The sequence below is a fragment of the Kitasatospora sp. NPDC096147 genome, assembly GCF_044763225.1.
Taxonomy (GTDB): Bacteria; Actinomycetota; Actinomycetes; order Streptomycetales; family Streptomycetaceae; genus Kitasatospora.
In genome coordinates, this window is sequence record NZ_JBIWFX010000010.1 from 169157 (window position 1) to 187379 (window position 18223).

Consider the following 18223-nt stretch of genomic DNA (forward strand, 5'->3'; position numbering starts at 1 on the left):
GGTCGCTGCGGCTAGCGCGAGCGGCGGCGGCCGACCAGCACCAGGGCGCCGCCGACCAGGATCACGCCCGCGCCGGCCAGCGCGATCGGCAGGGCGCTGCCGCCGCCACCGGTCTCGGCCAGCTGCGGGGTGCTCGGCTTGGGGCTGGGCTTCTTCGACGGGGTCACGCTCGGCGTGGGCGTCGGCTTGGGCGTCGGGGTGGCCGACGGGGTCACGCTGGGGGTCGGGGTCGGGGTGGCCGAGGGCGTCGGCGTGGGGGTCGGGGTGGGCTTCGGGCAGGGGGCGCTGGTCCCGGTCTTGATGATCGGGGACTTGGGCTCCTGGTCGGTGGTCACGGTGAGGGTGACCACGACGTCCTCGGTGTGCGCCTCGACCGGGAAGTCCTTGGTGTACCCGGTGCCGAACTTCTCCGCCGTCACCACCTGCCGACCGCCGATCTCGACGGTGACCCGGTTGGTGAACTCGGAGTCGTAGCCCGACACCCGGACGCTGACCTTGTCGCAGCCGACCGTCCAGTCCACCCCGTGGCCCTGTGCCGCCACCGCGCCACCGGCCATCAGCAGTGGCGCCAGCACCCCCGCCGCCAGTACTCCGCCGAACACCCCACGCTGCCGTGCCATCCGCTCATCCCTCCCGAACGACCTTGTCCGGCAAGGGTCTTGACTCCGTCTTGACCCTTGCCCGGACCTTCCAGCGGACTCTACCGGCGGACGGCCACGGCCCTGGCGGCCTTGGCGAAAAAATGCCCGTACCCGCCGTTCGGAACCGAACGACGGGTACGGGCCGGAGCCGACGGGGCGTCAGGCGCGACGGCCGGCCCGGCGGCGGGTGGCCACCACGACGGCGGCGCCCGCGCCGATCACCAGCACACCGCCGATGGTCAGCGGCAGCAGGCCGCTGGCACCGGTGAAGGCCAGGCCGCCACCGGGGGCGGAGGGCGAGGCGCTGGGGGCGGTACCACCGGGGGTGGTGGCGGACGGGCTGGCACTGCCGGACGGCACGCCGGGAGCGCCGGGCGTCGGCGAGCCGGAGCCGTGCGGGGTGCTCGGCGAGGCGCTGCCGGACGGGGTGCCCGACGGCGTGCCCGAGGGAGTGCCGGACGGGCTGGTGGAGGGGCTGACCGACGGCGACGGCGAGACCGGGGCCGACGGGGACGGGCTGCCGGCCGGCTCGCTGGGCTTCGGGGTGACCGGCGGGGTCACCGGGAGGCAGCCGGTGAAGGGGTAGTGGTGGGTCTCGGCGCCACCGCTGCCGACCAGCGACTTGGCGATGACGGAGCCGTTGACCGGGCCGCCCTTGCCCAGGTCGAAGTGGGCGTTGGGGGCGAGCACACTGCCCGGCCAGGCGTTGCCGCTGTTCTTGGTGACCTTGGTGGCGGTCGGGAAGTTCCAGAGCAGCTTCTCGCGGACCGCGCCGCCGGACGCGCTCTGCAGCTTGTCGTCGAGCACACCGTTGAGCAGGAAGCCGGTGGTGCCGGCCTTGGCCTGGTCGTAGGAGGAGCCGGTCACGGTGATCACCGTGACGGCGCCGACCGGGACGGTCAGGTAGACGTCCTTGGCCTTCTCCAACTGCTCGGCGGAGACCGAGAAGTGGTTCAGCTTCGCGTCGGTGCCGGTCAGCCGCAGCGCGCTGCCGTCGGTGACGGCCTTGCCGTTGGCGGCCACGGCGGCCAGCTGGCCGGAGGCGGCGCGCAGCTTGGTGAACTCGGCGGCGAAGTCGATCGGGGACGGGCCCTTGGCGATCTTGCCCTGGTGGGCCTCCAGCTTGCCGGTCAGGGTGCCGCCGTAGACGCCGTTGCCCTTCATGACCTGGACGTTGCCGGAGACGTTGCCGGCCACCACGAAGGCGTTCTTGCCGGGCAGCTTGTCGATCTGGGCGGCGGTCAGCTCGTTGCCGACGGTGAAGGTGCCGCTGAAGTTGCCGCCGACCGCGACCGCGCCCTCGGCGTCGGGGCTGTGGGTGTCGTCGCCCTCGATGAACTCGCCGTAGAGGTTGGCCACTCCGAGGGTGGCGCACTGCTCCTCGCTCGGGACGGCGGAGGCCATCGGGACCGTGAGGGAGGCGAGGGCGAGCGAGCTGCCGAGGACGAACGCGGCGGCGGGCACGGATATGCGCATGTGCAGGATCTCCGCTGTGGGTGCGGCCATATCGAATATGGGTCAGGGCGCACTCTTTCCAGCCGACCCCCGACTGGTCAAGACCAATGTCCGCTTTGCCCGGGACTGGCCCGATTAACTGATAATCCGGGCGAGTTGACGGTTCACCGGAGCGGAGCGGGCACCGCGTCGGACGTCCAGCCCGCCACCGCCCGGCCCAGCGCGGCGGCAGCCGCCGCCGAGCTGTCCACCCGCCAGTCGGTCCGGTACTTGCTACCCGGCCACTGCTTGCGCAGGTCGTACCAGACCAGCCCGATCAGGCCCTCGGTCCGCTCCGCCCCGGCGAACAGGTCGGCGATCTGGGCCGGCTTGCGCGGGTCCTCGGCCACCCCCGTCTCACTGATCAGCAGTGGCTTGCGGGTGAAGGTGCGCAGCTCCTTGGCGGCGGGGGCGAACAGGGAGGCGTACGACTTGCCGTCCTCCGGGCCGTAGTAGCCGACCAGGCCGACCCAGTCGGTGTACTCGTCGCCCGGGTAGTACGGCTCGGGCGCCACCGAGGAGTGCTGGTCGGAGACGTGCGGGGTCCAGAGCCAGACCACGTTCACCGCCCCGTGCCGGCGGAACAGCCCGTGCACGTGGCGCCAGGCCTTGACGTAGTCGGCGGGGGTGGCGTGGCCGACGCCCCAGCGGTTCCAGCCGCTGTTCATCTCCGGGGCGAAGGCCAGCACCAGCGGCTCCCGGTAGGCGGCGACCTCCTCGGCGAAGTCGGCCAGGTACTCGTCCTGCGTACCGGCCGCGATGTCGGTCAGGGTGGTCTCGCCGGGCACCCAGGAGACCAGCGGGACCTGGCCGTTGGCCCGCAGCGCCGCGTTCCCCGCCCGGTCGAACGGGGTGCCCCAGAGCAGGTAGTACTCGCGCAGGTCGGGCCGCTTGCCGGCCTTGGCGGCGAAGGCGGTGACCGGGGCGAGGTCGCCGGGGGCCCCCTCGGAGGCCACCCCGAGCAGCCGCCCGGAGGGCTTGCGCAGCGCGACCGGGTCCACCGGACCACCGGCCGGCGACTCGGCGGGCGAGTCGGCGGGCGCGCTCGGCGCACCACTGCCGGCACCGTCGTCCGCCTCCTCGGCTCCGCCCTTCTTCTGCGCCGCCCCCTTGGGCACGGCGTCCGGCACCAACTGCTCGGAGGAGCAGCCGGTCAGCAGGAGCAGGGCTGCGAGCAGCGGAGCGACGAGTCTGCGCACGGGGTGGTACCGCTCTCTCGGTGGACGATCCGGGGCATCCTACGAGCTGACGGTGGCCTGCCAGCCGTGGGGTGTACGTAATCTCGATCCGGTCACAAGGGAAGCGCAGAACCGCTCAGATCGGACATTGACGGTCAATCAGCCGCCGGTGCTGCACTAGCGTCAGCTCGGATGCCTCCCTCTCCCGCTCCCGCCGAACCGGCACCGGTCTTCGTCGACCAGTCCGGCACCCGTGGCCGCCGCCTGCGCGGCCTCGGCTGGCTCGGCGCGGCCGGGTGCGTGCTGTTCGCCGCGGCACTGGCAACCACCCTGCTCGGGGCGCAGTCCCAGGCGCCCGTACTGGAGCTCCCGGCATCGCTGCAGGTCGGAGGGACGGTCGTACCGACCCCCACTCCGGCACCGTCGAGCCCGAGCCCGTCCCCCAGTCCGTCCCCGAGCCCCGCCACCGCCACCGGCAAGGCCTCCCCCAAGCCCGCCACCGGCAAGGTCTCTCCCAAGGCCACTCCCAAGACCACCACCAGGCCGTCCTCCCCCGGTACCGCGGGCAACCCCACCCCGCAGAACCGGACGGCCACCACCGGCAAGCCGAGCACGGTCGCCCGCTGATCCGCACCACCCGTCCTCCCGACGACCTTCCCCCCGCACCGCCCTGACCGTCCTCACCGCGCAGGAACCGCCCATGTCCCGCCACCAGCGCCGTCGGCAGTCCGACCGACGCTCCCGCCGCCTGGCCGCTCCACCGCTGCGCTTCTTCCTTCCCGTCACCCTGTTGCTCTGTCTGCTCGGCCTGATGGTGCTGCGCGGCATGGCCACCAACGAGGTGTTCCGCGACACCCGCACCACCGAGGCCCAGGACGCCGACACGGTGCCGCCCGCCCTGCTCACCGGCGGGCCGGTGATCGACGCCCGGGGGGAGCGGCAGGAGGCACCCGTCGGCTACTCGGTCCCGGACCGCACCATGGTGCTCAGCTTCGACGACGGCCCGGACCCGGAGTGGACCCCGAAGCTGCTCGACGTGCTGAAGGACCGGGGCGTGCAGGCCAGCTTCTTCATCACCGGCTCGATGACGGCCCACCACCCGGAGCTGGTCAAGCGGATGGTGGACGAGGGCCACGAGATCGGCCTGCACACCTTCACCCACCCCGACCTCAGCCTGCAGTCCCAGGCCCGGCTCACCTTCGAGCTCGGCCAGACCCAGCTGGCACTGGCCGGCGTGACCGGCATGCACAGCACGCTGTTCCGGCCGCCGTACTCCTCCAAGCCCAGCGCGCTGGACGACTGGACCTGGCCGGTGGTCAAGGAGATCGGCAACCGGGGCTACCTCACCACCCTGATCGACACCGACACCGAGGACTGGCAGCGCCCCGGCGTGGACGCCATCGTCAAGGCCGCGATGCCCACCGAGCCCGGCAAGGGCGCCGTGGTGCTGCTGCACGACGCCGGTGGCGACCGCTCGCAGACCGTCGAGGCGGTCGGCCGGCTGATCGACACCATGCACCACCAGCGCTACCGGTTCGCCACCTTCGAGCAGGCGCTGGACAGTTCGCCGACCATGGTGCCGGTGACCGGCTTCCAGCTGTGGACCGGCAAGGCCTACGTCTGGGCCACCCAGGTGTCGATCGCCCTGCTGCCCTGGCTGATCTCGCTGCTGGCGGTGGTCGGCGTGCTGGTCTTCGGCCGGTTCGCGCTGATGCTGGTGCTGGCCACCGTGCACGTCCGGCGCACCCGCAGGCCCGGCTTCTCCTGGGGAGCCCCGGTCACCGAGCCGGTTACCGTGCTGGTCCCCGCGTACAACGAGCAGGAGTGCATCGCCAACACGCTCAACTCGCTGATGGCCAGTGAGCACCCGCTGGAAGTCATCGTGGTGGACGACGGTTCCTCCGACGACACCTCGGAGATCGTCAGGGAGCTGGCGCTACCCGGCGTCCGGCTGATCCGGCAGCAGAACGCCGGCAAGCCCGCCGCGCTCAACACCGGCCTGGCGCACGCCTCGCACGACCTGGTCGTGATGATGGACGGCGACACCGTCTTCGAACCGGCCACCGTCCGCGAGCTGGTCCAGCCGTTCGCCGACCCGACGGTGGGCGCGGTGGCCGGCAACGCCAAGGTCGGCAACCGGGACACCCTGATCGGCGCCTGGCAGCACATCGAGTACGTGATGGGCTTCAACCTGGACCGCCGGATGTACGACGTCCTCAACATCATGCCGACCATCCCCGGCGCGATCGGCGGCTTCCGCCGCTCCGCGCTGGAGCGGGTCGGCGGGATGAGCGACGACACCCTGGCCGAGGACACCGACGTCACCATGGCGCTGCTGCGCGACGGCTGGCGGATCGTCTACGCCGAGAAGGCCCGGGCCTGGACCGAGGCGCCCGCCTCGATGGACCAGCTCTGGTCGCAGCGCTACCGCTGGAGCTACGGCACCATGCAGGCGATGTGGAAGCACCGGCACGCCCTGCTGGAGCGCGGCCCGGGCGGCCGGTTCGGCCGGCTCGGCCTGCCGCTGGTCACGCTGTTCGGCGTGCTCACCCCGCTGCTCGCCCCGGTGATCGACCTCTTCCTGCTCTACGGCGTGCTCTTCGTGGACGCCCCGCGCACCCTGATCGGCTGGGCCTCGGTGCTCGCCGTCCAGGGCCTGTGCGCCTGGTACGCCTTCCGCCTGGACCGCGAGAGGCCCTGGCACCTGGTCACCCTGCCGATCCAGCAGGTGGTCTACCGCCAGTTGATGTACCTGGTCCTGCTCCAATCCTCGATCACCGCCCTCACCGGCGGCCGGCTGCGGTGGCAGAAGCTGCGGCGCACCGGCGAGGTCTCCGCCCCGGTCCTGGAGGTCTGACGGTGCACCAGCCGCACATCGAGACCGTGCAGTTGCGCGTGCTCACCGATCCCCGCATCCCCACCGAGCCCCGCGTTCCCGCCGAGTGGCAGCTCACCGAACCTCCGCAGGACCAGCAGGCCCCCGAGGCCCCGGCACCGCGCAAGGGCGGCCGGGACCGCTACCTCGACCTGCTCCGCGCGCTGGCGCTGGGCCGCGTGGTGCTCTACCACAACTTCAGCTGGACCTGGCTGCCGCTGGTCTTCCCGTCCATGGGCGTGATGTTCGCCCTGGCCGGGTCGCTGATGGCCCGTTCGCTCTCGAAGCCCGCCCTGGGCGTGATCCGGGGCCGGCTGCGCCGTCTGCTGCCGCCGCTCTGGCTCTACGGCGTGGTGATCACCACCCTGTGGATCCTGGACGGCTGGGGCCCGAACGCCGAGGGCCACCCCGGCTGGTGGTGGGGCAAGCTGGCGCTCTGGATCATGCCGCTCTCCACCCCGCCGTTCCCGACCGGCGACCTGCCCGGCTTCGGCGGGCTGATGGAGGACACCTGGGGCGAGCAGGTCGGCGTCCCGCTCTGGTACCTGCGGGCCTACCTCTGGTACGTACTGCTCTCCCCGCTGATGCTGCGCTGCCTGCGCCGCTTCCCGGTGGTCACCGTGCTCACCCCGCTGGTGCTGGCGATGGGCAGCGGCTTCCTGCCCGAGGACGGCCGGATCTGGGAGACCCTCAACGACTTCCTGGTCTTCGGCTCCTGCTGGATCCTCGGCATGGCCCACAACGAGGGCCTGCTGAAGAAGCTCCCGCAGTACGTCGCCCCGTCGGTCGCCCCGCTGGTGATGGTGGCCGGCTTCTGGTGGTACACCAGCCGACCGGTGCTCGACCCGACCGAGATCGGCGACCTGGAGAGCGTGCCGGTCGCCCAGGCGATCTGGTCCTTCGGCTTCGTCCTGCTGCTGCTCCACCTGAGCCCCTCCTGGCAGCAGTGGCCACCGAAGCTGGAGCGCTGGAACGGCCTGATCAGCCTGCTGAACGCCCGTGCGGTCAGCGTCTACCTCTGGCACACCCTGGCGCTGGAGCTCTCCGTCCCGATCGTCGACCTGGCCTGGCGCAGCGACTTCCTGGCGGAGAACTTCGGCTGGCTGCTGCGGACCCTGTACCCGCAACTGCTGGTCGGCGTCCCGCTGATCGGGCTGTTCGTGCTCTGCTTCGGCTGGATCGAGGACCTGGCGGCGAAACGGAAGCCCCGGCTGTTCCCCTGGCCGAGGCGGATCAAGGGGAAGAGACGCGCCTGACGGCGGGTGGCGCCCTGGTGCATTGATCACCTATAAGGCGAATTACAGTGTCTGGCGTGCTTACTCCCTCCGCCCTGCTCGCCAAGCGCTGGCACCCGTCCGCCGAGACCGTCCGCCGGGCCGCCCTGGCCGCGCTGGTGATGAGCGTGGTGATCGTGGTGACCGGCGGCGCGGTCCGGCTGACCGCCTCCGGGCTGGGCTGCTCCACCTGGCCCAAGTGCACCGACGAGAGCCTGACCCCGACCGCCGAGATGGGCGTGCACGGGATCATCGAGTTCACCAACCGGATGCTCACCTACGTGCTCTGCGCAGCGGTCGCCTGGGTCACCCTGGCCGGCCGGTGCACGAAGCCGTGGCGGCGGAGCGTCAGCCGGCTGGGCTGGGCCCAGTTCTGGCTGGTGATGAGCAACGCCGTGCTCGGCGGCATCACCGTGCTGACCGGCCTCAACCCGTACATCGTCGGCGCCCACCTGATCGCCGCGATGGGCCTGGTCTGGGTCGCGGTGCTGACCTGGGAGCGGGCCAAGGAGGGCGACGGGGAGCCGGAGCCGCTGGTGCCCCGCCCGGTCCGCAAGCTGGCCGACGTGCTGGTGGTGGCGATGGGCCTGCTGGTGGTGGCCGGCACCCTGGTCACCGGCGCGGGCCACCACCCCGGCGCCTCCAGCTCGGACGGCAAGCCGGTGGCCCGGATCCCGGTCGACTACGACCGCCTCGCCCAGCTGCACACCGACTTCGTCTTCCTGGCCCTCGGCCTGTCGATCGCGGTGCTCTTCACCTTCGCCGCCGTGAAGGCCCCGAAGGCGGCCCGCCGCCGGGCGCTGGAGCTGCTGGTGCTGCTGCTGGCCCAGGGCCTGATCGGCTTCGTCCAGTACTTCAGCGACGCCCCCGAGATCCTGGTCGGCCTGCACATGCTGGGCGCCGCGCTGGTCTGGATCGCCGCCCTGCGGGTGCCGCTCGCGCTGCGCCACCGCCCGGTGGTCACCGCCCCCGTCCCGGCCGCCGCCAAGGCGCTGCAGGACGCCTGACGACACGTCACAGGCCCGGCCCCGCGGTGTGCGGGGCCGGGCCTGCGGCGTACGGTGCGACGGTGCGTCAGCCGCCCAGCTGGGAGCCGGCCATCCGCTTCCACTCGTAGGCGCCGGTGCGCACCCGCAGGGCCAGCTCGCCCTCGAAGTCCTCGTGCAGCTTCACCCCGGCCAGCTCGGCGGCCCGCAGGCCGACCGCCCGGGTCGGCGCGACCTGGTCGCCCCAGGAGCCGTCCGTGCCGACCAGCACGATCCGGGTGGCGATGCCGCTGACGTTCTCGACCACACCCTCGACGCTGCCGCCGTGCTGCTCGGCGAAGCTCCGGATGTTCTTGGCGATGCGCTCGGCACGGCGCTGGTCACGGCGCTGGGCGCGGGTGTCCGACGCGGCTGTGGTGGCGGTCTCTGCGCTGCTCATGGACCGCATGCTACCGACGGGTAGTCGGTCTGGCGACGGCAGCGGCGTGTGCGGCCGGACACATAGGCTGGCCGGGTGACCTTCCAAGGATGGCCCGCCGAGGCCTTCGAGTTCTTCGAGCAGCTGGAGACGGACAACTCCAAGCCGTTCTGGCAGACCCACAAGGGCCGCTACGAGCAGGACGTCCGGGCCCCGATGCTCGCCCTGCTGGACGCGCTGGAGCCGGAGTTCGGGCCGGGCAAGGTGTTCCGCCCGTTCCGGGACGTGCGGTTCAGCGCCGACAAGACCCCGTACAAGACCCACATCGGGGCCTGGCTGGAGAGCGGCGGCTACGTCCAGCTCTCCGCCGACCACCTGGCCTGCGGCAGCGGCATGTACCGCCTGGCCGCCGACCAGCTCGCCCGCTACCGGGCCGCGGTGGCCGAGGACGTGACCGGCGCCGAGCTGGAGCGGGTGATCGCGGCCGTCGAGGCGCAGGGCCCCGGGGTGCACGGGCAGGAGCCGCTGAAGACCGCCCCGCGCGGCTTCGGCAAGGACCACCCGAGGATCGGGCTGCTGCGCAACAAGGGCCTGATCGCCTGGCAGGAGTGGGAGCCCGCCGCCTGGATGGGCACCCCGGAGGCGGTCAAGCCGGTCGCCGCCTTCCTGCGCGCCGCGCAGCCGCTGCGCGCCTGGCTGGACGACCACGTCGGCCCCAGCGAACTCCCCGGCCGCTGACCCCGCGGAGGGCCCCGCGCGGGGCCCTCCGCCCGGCCCTCCGGAACGCCGAGGCGGCTCCCGCCCTGAGGCCGCGTCAGCCCCGGAGACGACGGGACCCTCCGTGCAGCGGGCTCCCGTCCTGAGGCCGCGTCAGCCGACGAAGGGGCCCACCGCGATGACCGCCCCTCCCCCGAGAACGCCGAAAGCCCCCCGCAGGGGGCTCCCGTCCTGAGGCCGCGTCAGCCGACGAAGCGGTCCACCGCAGTGACCGCCCCTCCCCCGAGAACGCCGAAAGCCCCCCGCAGGGGGCTCCCGTCCTGAGGCCGCGTCAGCCGATGAAGGGGTCCACGGCAATGACCACGAACAGCAGCGTCAGGTACGTGATCGACCAGTGGAACAGCCGCATCTCCTTCAGCTTCGCCCCGACCACCCCGGCCTTGGCCCGGGCGTGCAGCCCGTGCGCCTCCTTCAGCCAGAAGGCACCGAGCACCGCCGCCGAGACGGGGTACAGCCAGCTGGTGTGCGCCGCCGGCCAGAGCAGCATCGACACGCCGACCATCACCCAGGAGTAGGCGACGATCTGCCGGGCCACCGCGAGGTTGCCCTTGAGCACCGGCAGCATCGGCACGCCGGCCTTGGCGTAGTCGTCCCGGACCTTCATCGAGAGCGGCCAGTAGTGCGGCGGCGTCCAGAAGAAGATCACCAGGAACAGCACCAGCGCCGACCAGGACAGCGAGTTGGTCACCGCCGCCCAGCCGACGAAGACCGGCATGCAGCCGGCGATGCCGCCCCAGACGATGTTCTGCGCGGTGCGCCGTTTGAGGCCCAGCGTGTAGACGAAGACGTAGAAGAGGAGCGCGGCCAGCGCCAGCCCCGAGGCCAGCGGGTTGACCAGCAGCCAGAGCCAGACCGTGGAGAGGACGGCCAGCGAGATGCCGAAGACCAGTGCCTCGCGCGGGGAGACCATGCCGGTCACCAGCGGGCGGCGCTCGGTCCGCGACATCACGGCGTCGATGTCCCGGTCGATGTACATGTTGAGCGCGTTGGCGCCGCCGGCCGAGAGGTACCCGCCGACCACCACCCAGACCACCAGCAGCGGATCGGGTACGCCACGCTGCGCCAGGAACATCACCGGCACGGTGGTGATCAGCAGCAGTTCGATGATCCGGGGCTTCGTCAGCGCGACGAACGCCCCGACGCGGGCCCCGAACGGCCTGCGGGCAGGGGTCGCCCCCAGCACCCCGGCAGGGCGGGATTCAACGGCGGTCACGGACACCCCAACTCACGGTGAATCTTCACAGGCGTCACCGGAACGAGATGGTGCCGATCCGTCCGCTCTGCGCGTACCACGCCACCTTAGACGCTCCATATACCGCGATCGGCGCCGGGGTCCTCCGGCGAGCCGAACCGCACACCGCCGGGTGAATCGTGGCAAAGCGGCCACTCCCCCGACCTGCCCTCCTGACGGGCCGTCGGACGCGTTCCGGGTGAGGGTGGACGGGGCGCAGCTGACACGGTCACCGGGAATCCCGGGAGGTACGTCCGGGTTGTCCTGCCACGCAGGGTGAAGGGCCGCCCGGGCGGTAGGCTCGCACAGAGAAGCGGGATCAACCCTCCGTGACCGGAACCAACGAGACGTCAGGTCCACAGCGCCGTGGCCGACCCGGTCCCTCACGGGGTCACTCTTCATATGGAAGGAGCCCTGAGAAAGGGTGAGCACCACGCCGAACGCATTCGAGTGGACCGAGCTGGACCAGAGGACCGTCGACACCGCCCGTGTCCTGGCCATGGACGCCGTCCAGAAGGTCGGCAACGGGCACCCGGGGACGGCCATGTCGCTGGCCCCCGCCGCGTACGTGATCTTCCAGCGCTTCCTGCGCCACGACCCGACCGACCCCGCGTGGGCCGGCCGCGACCGCTTCGTGCTCTCCCCCGGGCACACCTCGCTGACGCTCTACACCCAGCTCTACCTGTCGGGTTACGGGCTGTCGCTGGACGACCTGAAGGCCTTCCGGGTCGCGGGCAGCCGCACCCCCGGCCACCCGGAGCACGGTCACACCGCCGGGGTCGAGACCACCACCGGCCCGCTGGGCCAGGGCATCGCGAACGCGGTGGGCATGGCGATGGCCGCCCGCTACGAGCGCGGCCTGTTCGACCCGGAGACCCCGGCCGGCGAGTCGCCGTTCGACCACACCGTCTGGGCCATCGTCAGCGACGGCGACCTGGAGGAGGGCATCTCGGCCGAGGCGTCCTCGCTGGCCGGCCACCAGAAGCTGGGCAACCTGGTCGCGCTCTACGACGACAACCACATCTCCATCGAGGGCGACACCGAGACCGCCTTCTCCGAGGACGTGCTCGCGCGCTACGAGGCGTACGGCTGGCACGTGCAGCGGATCACCCAGAAGGCCGACGGCGACGTGGACGTCCACGCGCTGGCCGCCGCGCTGGCCGCCGCCAAGGCGGAGACCGCCCGTCCGTCGATCATCGCGATGCGCACCATCATCGCCTGGCCGGCCCCGGACGCCCAGAACACCGCCAAGGCGCACGGCTCCGCGCTCGGCGACGCCGAGATCGCCGCCACCAAGAAGGTGCTGGGCTTCGACCCGAGCAAGACCTTCGAGGTCGCGGACGAGGTCATCACCCACGCCCGCGAGGTGGTCCAGCGCGGCAAGGCCGGCCGGGCCGAGTGGGAGAAGGGCTTCCACGCCTGGCGCGAGGCCAACCCGGAGCGGGCCGCCGAGTTCGACCGGATCTCGAACGGCGAGCTGCCGGACGGCTGGGAGAAGGCCGTCCCGGTCTTCCCGGCCGGCAAGGAGGTCGCCACCCGCAAGGCCTCCGGCGACACCCTGAAGGCGCTCGGCGCGGTCATCCCCGAGCTCTGGGGCGGCTCGGCCGACCTGGCCGAGTCCAACCTGACCACGATCGACGAGGACAGCTCCTTCCTGCCGGAGGGGAACCCGCTCAAGTCGGCCTCCCCGTACGGCCGGACGATCCACTTCGGGATCCGCGAGCACGCCATGGGCTCGACCATGAACGGCATCGCGCTGCACGGGAGGACCCGCGTGTTCGGCGGCACCTTCCTGGTCTTCGCCGACTACATGCGCCCGGCGGTCCGCCTCGCCGCGCTGATGAAGCTGCCGGTCACCTACGTCTGGACGCACGACTCGATCGGCCTCGGCGAGGACGGCCCGACCCACCAGCCGGTGGAGCACCTGGCCTCGCTGCGCGCCATCCCGGGCCTGGCCATGGTCCGCCCGGCCGACGCCAACGAGACGGCCGTCGCCTGGCGCACCGTGCTGGAGCGGCAGACCAGCCACCCCGGCCCGGTCGGCCTGGCGCTGACCCGCCAGGGCGTGCCGACCTGGGACCGCGAGGTCTTCGGCTCGGCCGAGGGCACCGCCAAGGGCGGCTACGTGCTGGCCGAGGCGTCCGACTCGGCGCCCAAGGTGATCCTGATCGCCACCGGCTCCGAGGTTCAGCTCGCGGTCACCGCCCGCGAGGAGCTGGAGGCCGACGGCATCCCGACCCGGGTGGTCTCGATGCCCTCGATCGAGTGGTTCAACGAGCAGGACCAGGCGTACCGGGACAGCGTGCTGCCGCCGAACGTCAAGGCCCGGGTCTCGGTCGAGGCGGGCATCGCCCAGGGCTGGCGCGAGCTGGTCGGCGACGCCGGTCGGATCATCAGCCTGGAGCACTTCGGCGCCTCCGCCGACTACAAGGTCCTCTTCCGCGAGTTCGGCCTGACCGCCGACGCCGTGGCCAACGCCGCCCGCGCCTCGCTGCGCACCGTCGAGGCCATCTCGCGCTAGTCGCACCGGGGGTGGGTATCCGCGAGGGTGCCCACCCCTTTCCTGACTTCCCATCAGCACAGAAGAGGAATGAAGCACCATGACTGACGCACTGAAGCGCCTCAGCGACGAGGGCGTGGCGATCTGGCTGGACGACCTGAGCCGTGACCGGCTGAACTCCGGGAACCTGGCCGAGCTGGTGCAGAGCAAGCACGTGGTCGGCGTCACCACCAACCCGACCATCTTCCAGAAGGCCATCGGCGGCGGCAGCCAGGCCTACGACGGCCAGCTGCGCGACCTGGCGGTCCGCAAGGTCACCACCGACGAGGCGATCCGCATGATCACCACCTCGGACGTGCGGGACGCGGCCGACGTGCTGCGCCCGGTCTACGACGCCAGCAACGGCCGCGACGGCCGGGTCTCCATCGAGGTCGACCCGCGGCTGGCGCACGAGACCGCCGCGACGGTGGCCGAGGCCAAGCAGCTGTGGTGGCTGGTCGACCGCCCGAACGTGCTGATCAAGATCCCCGCCACCAAGGCCGGCCTGCCCGCCATCGCCGAGGTGCTCGGCAAGGGCATCAGCGTCAACGTCACGCTGATCTTCTCGCTGGAGCGCTACCGCGCGGTGATGGACGCCTACCTGACCGGCCTGGAGAAGGCCAAGGCCACCGGCCTCGACCTGTCCCAGATCGAGTCGGTCGCCTCCTTCTTCGTCTCGCGCGTCGACACCGAGATCGACAAGCGCCTGGACAAGATCGGCGGCGACGCCAAGGAGCTCCGCTCCAAGGCCGCGCTGGCCAACGCCCGGCTCGCCTACCAGGCCTACGAGGAGGTGTTCGGCAGCGAGCGCTGGAAGGCGCTGGAGGCGGCCGGCGCCAAGCCGCAGCGCCCGCTCTGGGCCTCGACCGGCGTCAAGGACCCGAACCTCCCGGACACCCTGTACGTGACCGAGCTGGTCGCGCCGGGCACCGTCAACACCATGCCCGAGGCCACCCTGGACGCCACCGGCGACCACGGCGTGGTCACCGGCGACACCATCACCCCCAACTACGCCGACGCCCAGGCCGTGATGGACGCCATCGCGGCGGCCGGCGTGGACTACGACGACGTGGTCCAGGTGCTGGAGGACGAGGGCGTGCAGAAGTTCGAGCAGTCCTGGACCGAACTGCTGGACACCGTCACCGCCTCGCTCGCCTCCTTCGCCGAGCAGAACTGACACCCGCTCACACCGACGTCCACGAAGCGGAGTTCACCACCAGTGAGCACTGAAACCTTCCCCGACCTGTCCGGGGCCGAGGGCGAGCAGGGCGATCCCCCGCCCGTGCCCTCGAATCCGCTGCGTGACCCCGCCGACCGACGGCTCCCGCGCATCGCGGGGCCGTCGGGCCTGGTCATCTTCGGGGTCACCGGCGACCTGTCGCGCAAGAAGCTGATGCCGGCCATCTACGACCTGGCCAACCGCGGCCTGCTGCCGCCGGGCTTCTCGCTCGTCGGCTTCGCCCGCCGCGAGTGGGAGGACGAGGACTTCGCCAAGGAGGTCCACGACGCGGTCAAGCAGCACGCCCGGACCCCGTTCCGCGAGGAGGTCTGGCAGCAGCTGGCCAAGGGCATGCGGTTCGTGCAGGGCACCTTCGACGACGACGAGGCGTTCGAGCACCTGCGCAAGACCATCACCGAGCTGGACGAGGCCCAGGGCACCGGCGGCAACTTCGCCTTCTACCTGTCCGTCCCGCCCGGCGCCTTCCCGATCGTGGTCAAGCAGCTCAAGAAGCACGGCCTGGCGGACCCGCCGGCCGGCTCCTGGCGGCGCGCCGTGATCGAGAAGCCCTTCGGTCACGACCTGGCCAGCGCCCAGGAGCTGAACCGGATCGTGCACGAGGTCTTCCCCCGTGACGAGGTCTTCCGGATCGACCACTACCTCGGCAAGGAGACCGTCCAGAACATCCTGGCGCTCCGCTTCGCCAACTCGATGTTCGAGCCGATCTGGAACCGGTCCTACGTGGACCACGTGCAGATCACCATGGCCGAGGACATCGGCATCGGCGGCCGGGCCGGGTACTACGACGGCATCGGCTCGGCCCGTGACGTCATCCAGAACCACCTGCTCCAGCTGATGGCGCTGACCGCCATCGAGGAGCCCGCCTCCTTCCACCCCAAGGCGCTGGTGGCCGAGAAGCTCAAGGTGCTCAGCGCCGTCCGGCTCCCGGCCGACCTGGGCGAGCACACCGTGCGCGGCCAGTACGCGGCCGGCTGGCAGGGCGGCGAGGAGGTGGTCGGCTACCTGGACGAAGACGGCATCAACCCCGAGTCCAAGACCGACACCTACGCCGCCATCAAGCTGGAGATCAACAACCGCCGCTGGGCCGGGGTGCCGTTCTACCTGCGCACCGGCAAGCGGCTGGGCCGCCGGGTCACCGAGATCGCGGTGGTCTTCCAGCGCGCCCCGTACCTGCCGTTCGACTCCTACGCGACCGAGGAGCTGGGGCAGAACGCCCTGGTCATCCGGGTCCAGCCGGACGAGGGCGTCACCGTGCGGTTCGGCTCCAAGGTGCCGGGCACCTCCTTCGAGGTCCGCGACGTCACGATGGACTTCGCCTACGGCGAGTCCTTCACCGAGTCCAGCCCGGAGGCGTACGAGCGGCTCATCCTGGACGTGCTGCTCGGCGACGCCAACCTCTTCCCGCGCCACCAGGAGGTCGAGCTGTCCTGGCAGATCCTCGACCCGGTCGAGCAGTACTGGGACACCCACGGCACCCCCGCCCAGTACGCCTCCGGTACCTGGGGTCCCGCCGAGGCGGACGAGATGCTCGCACGAGACGGCAGGAGCTGGCGCCGGCCATGAAGACCGACCTCACCAACACCACCTCCAGCAAGATCAACGCGGCCCTGATGGACGCCCGCCGGGAGAGCGGCTCGACCGCGGCCGGCATGGTCCTCACCCTGGTGATCGTGACCGACGAGGGCAGCGCCTACGACGCCCTCAGGGCCGCCAACGACGCCTCCCGCGAGCACCCCTCGCGGATCCTGGCCGTCATCAAGCGGGCCGGCCGCTCGCCGCGCGCCCGGGCCGAGACCCGGCTCGACGCGGAGATCCTGGTCGGCACCGACGCCGGCTCCGGCGAGACCGTCATCCTCCGGATGCACGGCGAACTCGCCTCGCACGCCCAGTCGGTGGTCCTCCCGCTGCTGCTCCCGGACGCCCCCGTGGTGGTCTGGTGGCCGGAGAACGCCCCGCTGCACCCCGCCCAGGACCCGCTCGGCGCACTGGCCCAGCGCCGGATCACCGACGCCGTCACCGCCGAGTCCCCGGTCGGCCAGCTGGCCCAGCGGGCCGCCAGCTACGCCCCCGGCGACACCGACCTGGCCTGGACCCGGATCACCGGCTGGCGCTCCATGCTGGCCGCCGCCCTGGACCAGCGCCCGGTCACCGTCACCTCCGCCGTGGTGGAGGGCGAGTCGTACAACCCGAGCGTCGAGCTGCTCGGCCTCTGGCTGACGACCCGTCTGCGGGTGCCGGTGGAGCGGGTGGTGACGGCCGGTCCGGGCATCACCTCGGTCACCCTGCGGACCCAGGACGGCGACATCGTGCTGGACCGCCCCGACGGTCTGATGGGCACCCTGTCGATGCCCGGTGCGCCGGACCGTCAGGTCGCCCTGAAGCGGCGGGAGACGGCCGAGCTGATCGCCGAGGAGCTGCGCCGGCTCGACCCGGACGACATCTACGCGGCCGCCGTGAAGACGCCGATCGAGCGACTCAAGGAGCCCAAGTCGGAGCAGGTGACGGCTGCTCCGGTGGTCGAGGCCGCCGTCGCCGCCCCGGCCCGGGTCACCGCCCGGATCGAGGAGGCGCCCGCCGCCGAGGCTCCCGCCGCCCCGAAGGCCCCCGACACGAAGGCCCCCGCCCGGAAGGCTCCGGCCAAGAAGGCACCGGCCGCGAAGGCTCCGGCCACCGGGAAGGCCACCGCCGAGAAGGCCGCTCCGGCCAAGAAGGCACCGGCCGCCAAGAAGGCCACCACGCGGAAGAAGGCGGGCTCGTGAGCAACGCCTCCACCCCGCAGCTGGTCGTGCACGGCGACAAGGAGCTGATGGCCGAGGCCGCCGCCGCCCGGCTGATCACCCGGATCGTGGACGCCCAGTCCGCCCGGGGCACCGCCTCGGTGGTGCTCACCGGCGGGCGCAACGGCAACGCGCTGCTGGCCGCCATCGCCGCCTCCCCGGCCCGGGACGCGGTGGACTGGGGCCGGATCGACCTCTGGTGGGGCGACGAGCGCTACCTCCCCGCCGGGGACCCGGAGCGCAACGCCACCCAGGCCCGGGCCGAGCTGCTCGACGCGGTGCCGCTCGACCCCTCCCGGGTGCACGAGATGCCCGCCTCGGACGGCCCGGACGGCTCGGACGTGGAGGCCGCCGCCGAGCGGTACGCCGAGGAGCTGGCCGAGGCCGCCGGACGCGGGCCGGTGCCCGCCTTCGACGTCCTGCTGCTCGGCGTCGGCCCGGACACCCACGTCGCCTCGCTCTTCCCCGAGCACCCCGGTGTCCGGGAGACCGAGCTGACCGTGGTCGGCGTCCGGGGAGCCCCCAAGCCCCCGCCCGTCCGGGTCTCGCTCACCCTGCCCGCCATCCGCACGGCCCGCGAGGTCTGGCTGCTGGCGGCCGGCGAGGACAAGGCCGACGCCGTCGCCCTGGCCCTGACCGGCCCGGGCGAGCTGCTGGCCCCGGCCTCCGGCGCCTACGGCACCGCCCGCACCCTCTGGCTGCTGGACAAGGCCGCGGCGGCCAAGATCCCGCCGCAGCTCTACCCCCCGGCCTCGGCCTGAGGGTGGGCAAGCGTCAGGGCCCGGCTTCCGTT

General features: G+C 72.1%; 15 protein-coding genes. 10 read left to right on the plus strand and 5 right to left on the minus strand.

Annotation, left to right across the window (positions count from 1 at the left end; translation table 11 throughout):
* Nucleotides 1-11: 11 nt before the first annotated feature.
* From ACIRBX_RS27900 to ACIRBX_RS27910, 3 genes are all read right to left on the minus strand, one after another.
* The gene (locus ACIRBX_RS27900) at nt 12-620 is read right to left on the minus strand and encodes an LPXTG cell wall anchor domain-containing protein (RefSeq protein WP_402300659.1); all 609 of its coding nucleotides are present in this window, start codon (nt 618-620) and stop codon (nt 12-14) included.
* A 180-nt stretch (nt 621-800) separates the two neighbouring features.
* Nucleotides 801-2117, minus strand: coding sequence for a choice-of-anchor A family protein (locus tag ACIRBX_RS27905; protein ID WP_402300661.1), 1317 nt, complete (start codon nt 2115-2117; stop codon nt 801-803).
* A 143-nt stretch (nt 2118-2260) separates the two neighbouring features.
* The gene (locus tag ACIRBX_RS27910) at nt 2261-3334 is read right to left on the minus strand and encodes a glycoside hydrolase family 26 protein (protein WP_402300663.1); all 1074 of its coding nucleotides are present in this window, start codon (nt 3332-3334) and stop codon (nt 2261-2263) included.
* A gap of 171 nt (nt 3335-3505) precedes the next feature.
* Here ACIRBX_RS27910 and ACIRBX_RS27915 point away from each other — a divergent pair, with 171 nt between their 5' ends.
* From ACIRBX_RS27915 to ACIRBX_RS27930, 4 genes are all read left to right on the plus strand, one after another.
* Nucleotides 3506-3940, plus strand: coding sequence for a hypothetical protein (locus ACIRBX_RS27915; protein ID WP_402300664.1), 435 nt, complete (start codon nt 3506-3508; stop codon nt 3938-3940).
* Between the two features lie 73 nt (nt 3941-4013).
* Nucleotides 4014-6170 (plus strand): bifunctional polysaccharide deacetylase/glycosyltransferase family 2 protein, encoded by a 2157-nt coding sequence (locus ACIRBX_RS27920; protein WP_402300666.1) that lies wholly within the window; start codon nt 4014-4016, stop codon nt 6168-6170.
* 2 nt (nt 6171-6172) lie between these two features.
* Complete coding sequence (locus ACIRBX_RS27925) at nt 6173-7444, plus strand: acyltransferase (RefSeq protein ID WP_402300668.1); 1272 nt, start codon at nt 6173-6175, stop codon at nt 7442-7444.
* A 47-nt stretch (nt 7445-7491) separates the two neighbouring features.
* Entirely contained in the window at nt 7492-8469 is a 978-nt protein-coding gene (locus tag ACIRBX_RS27930; RefSeq protein WP_402300670.1) for a heme A synthase, read from the plus strand.
* A 67-nt stretch (nt 8470-8536) separates the two neighbouring features.
* Here ACIRBX_RS27930 and ACIRBX_RS27935 read toward each other — a convergent pair whose 3' ends face one another.
* Entirely contained in the window at nt 8537-8887 is a 351-nt protein-coding gene (locus ACIRBX_RS27935) for a hypothetical protein (protein ID WP_402300671.1), read from the minus strand.
* A 75-nt stretch (nt 8888-8962) separates the two neighbouring features.
* Here ACIRBX_RS27935 and ACIRBX_RS27940 point away from each other — a divergent pair, with 75 nt between their 5' ends.
* Nucleotides 8963-9604, plus strand: a complete 642-nt coding sequence (locus ACIRBX_RS27940) for a DUF2461 domain-containing protein (protein ID WP_402300673.1) — start codon at nt 8963-8965, stop codon at nt 9602-9604.
* A gap of 310 nt (nt 9605-9914) precedes the next feature.
* On the opposite strand, the gene ACIRBX_RS27945 is transcribed toward ACIRBX_RS27940, so the two are convergent.
* Nucleotides 9915-10856 (minus strand): heme o synthase, encoded by a 942-nt coding sequence (locus tag ACIRBX_RS27945; protein ID WP_402300674.1) that lies wholly within the window; start codon nt 10854-10856, stop codon nt 9915-9917.
* Nucleotides 10857-11298: 442 nt separating this feature from the next.
* On the opposite strand from ACIRBX_RS27945, the gene tkt reads away from it, so the two are divergent.
* From tkt to pgl, 5 genes are all read left to right on the plus strand, one after another.
* Nucleotides 11299-13395, plus strand: a complete 2097-nt coding sequence (tkt, locus tag ACIRBX_RS27950) for a transketolase (RefSeq protein WP_402300676.1) — start codon at nt 11299-11301, stop codon at nt 13393-13395.
* A gap of 79 nt (nt 13396-13474) precedes the next feature.
* Complete coding sequence (gene tal, locus ACIRBX_RS27955; protein ID WP_402300677.1) at nt 13475-14590, plus strand: transaldolase; 1116 nt, start codon at nt 13475-13477, stop codon at nt 14588-14590.
* 105 nt (nt 14591-14695) lie between these two features.
* Nucleotides 14696-16216: a glucose-6-phosphate dehydrogenase gene (gene zwf, locus ACIRBX_RS27960; RefSeq protein ID WP_402300806.1), complete on the plus strand. Its 1521-nt coding sequence runs from the start codon at nt 14696-14698 to the stop codon at nt 16214-16216.
* Complete coding sequence (gene opcA / locus ACIRBX_RS27965; RefSeq protein ID WP_402300679.1) at nt 16213-17412, plus strand: glucose-6-phosphate dehydrogenase assembly protein OpcA; 1200 nt, start codon at nt 16213-16215, stop codon at nt 17410-17412. Before zwf ends, opcA begins: the two co-directional genes overlap by 4 nt.
* Entirely contained in the window at nt 17409-18191 is a 783-nt protein-coding gene (gene pgl, locus ACIRBX_RS27970; protein ID WP_402300680.1) for a 6-phosphogluconolactonase, read from the plus strand. The genes opcA and pgl overlap by 4 nt, the downstream gene beginning before the upstream one ends.
* Nucleotides 18192-18223 lie beyond the last annotated feature (32 nt).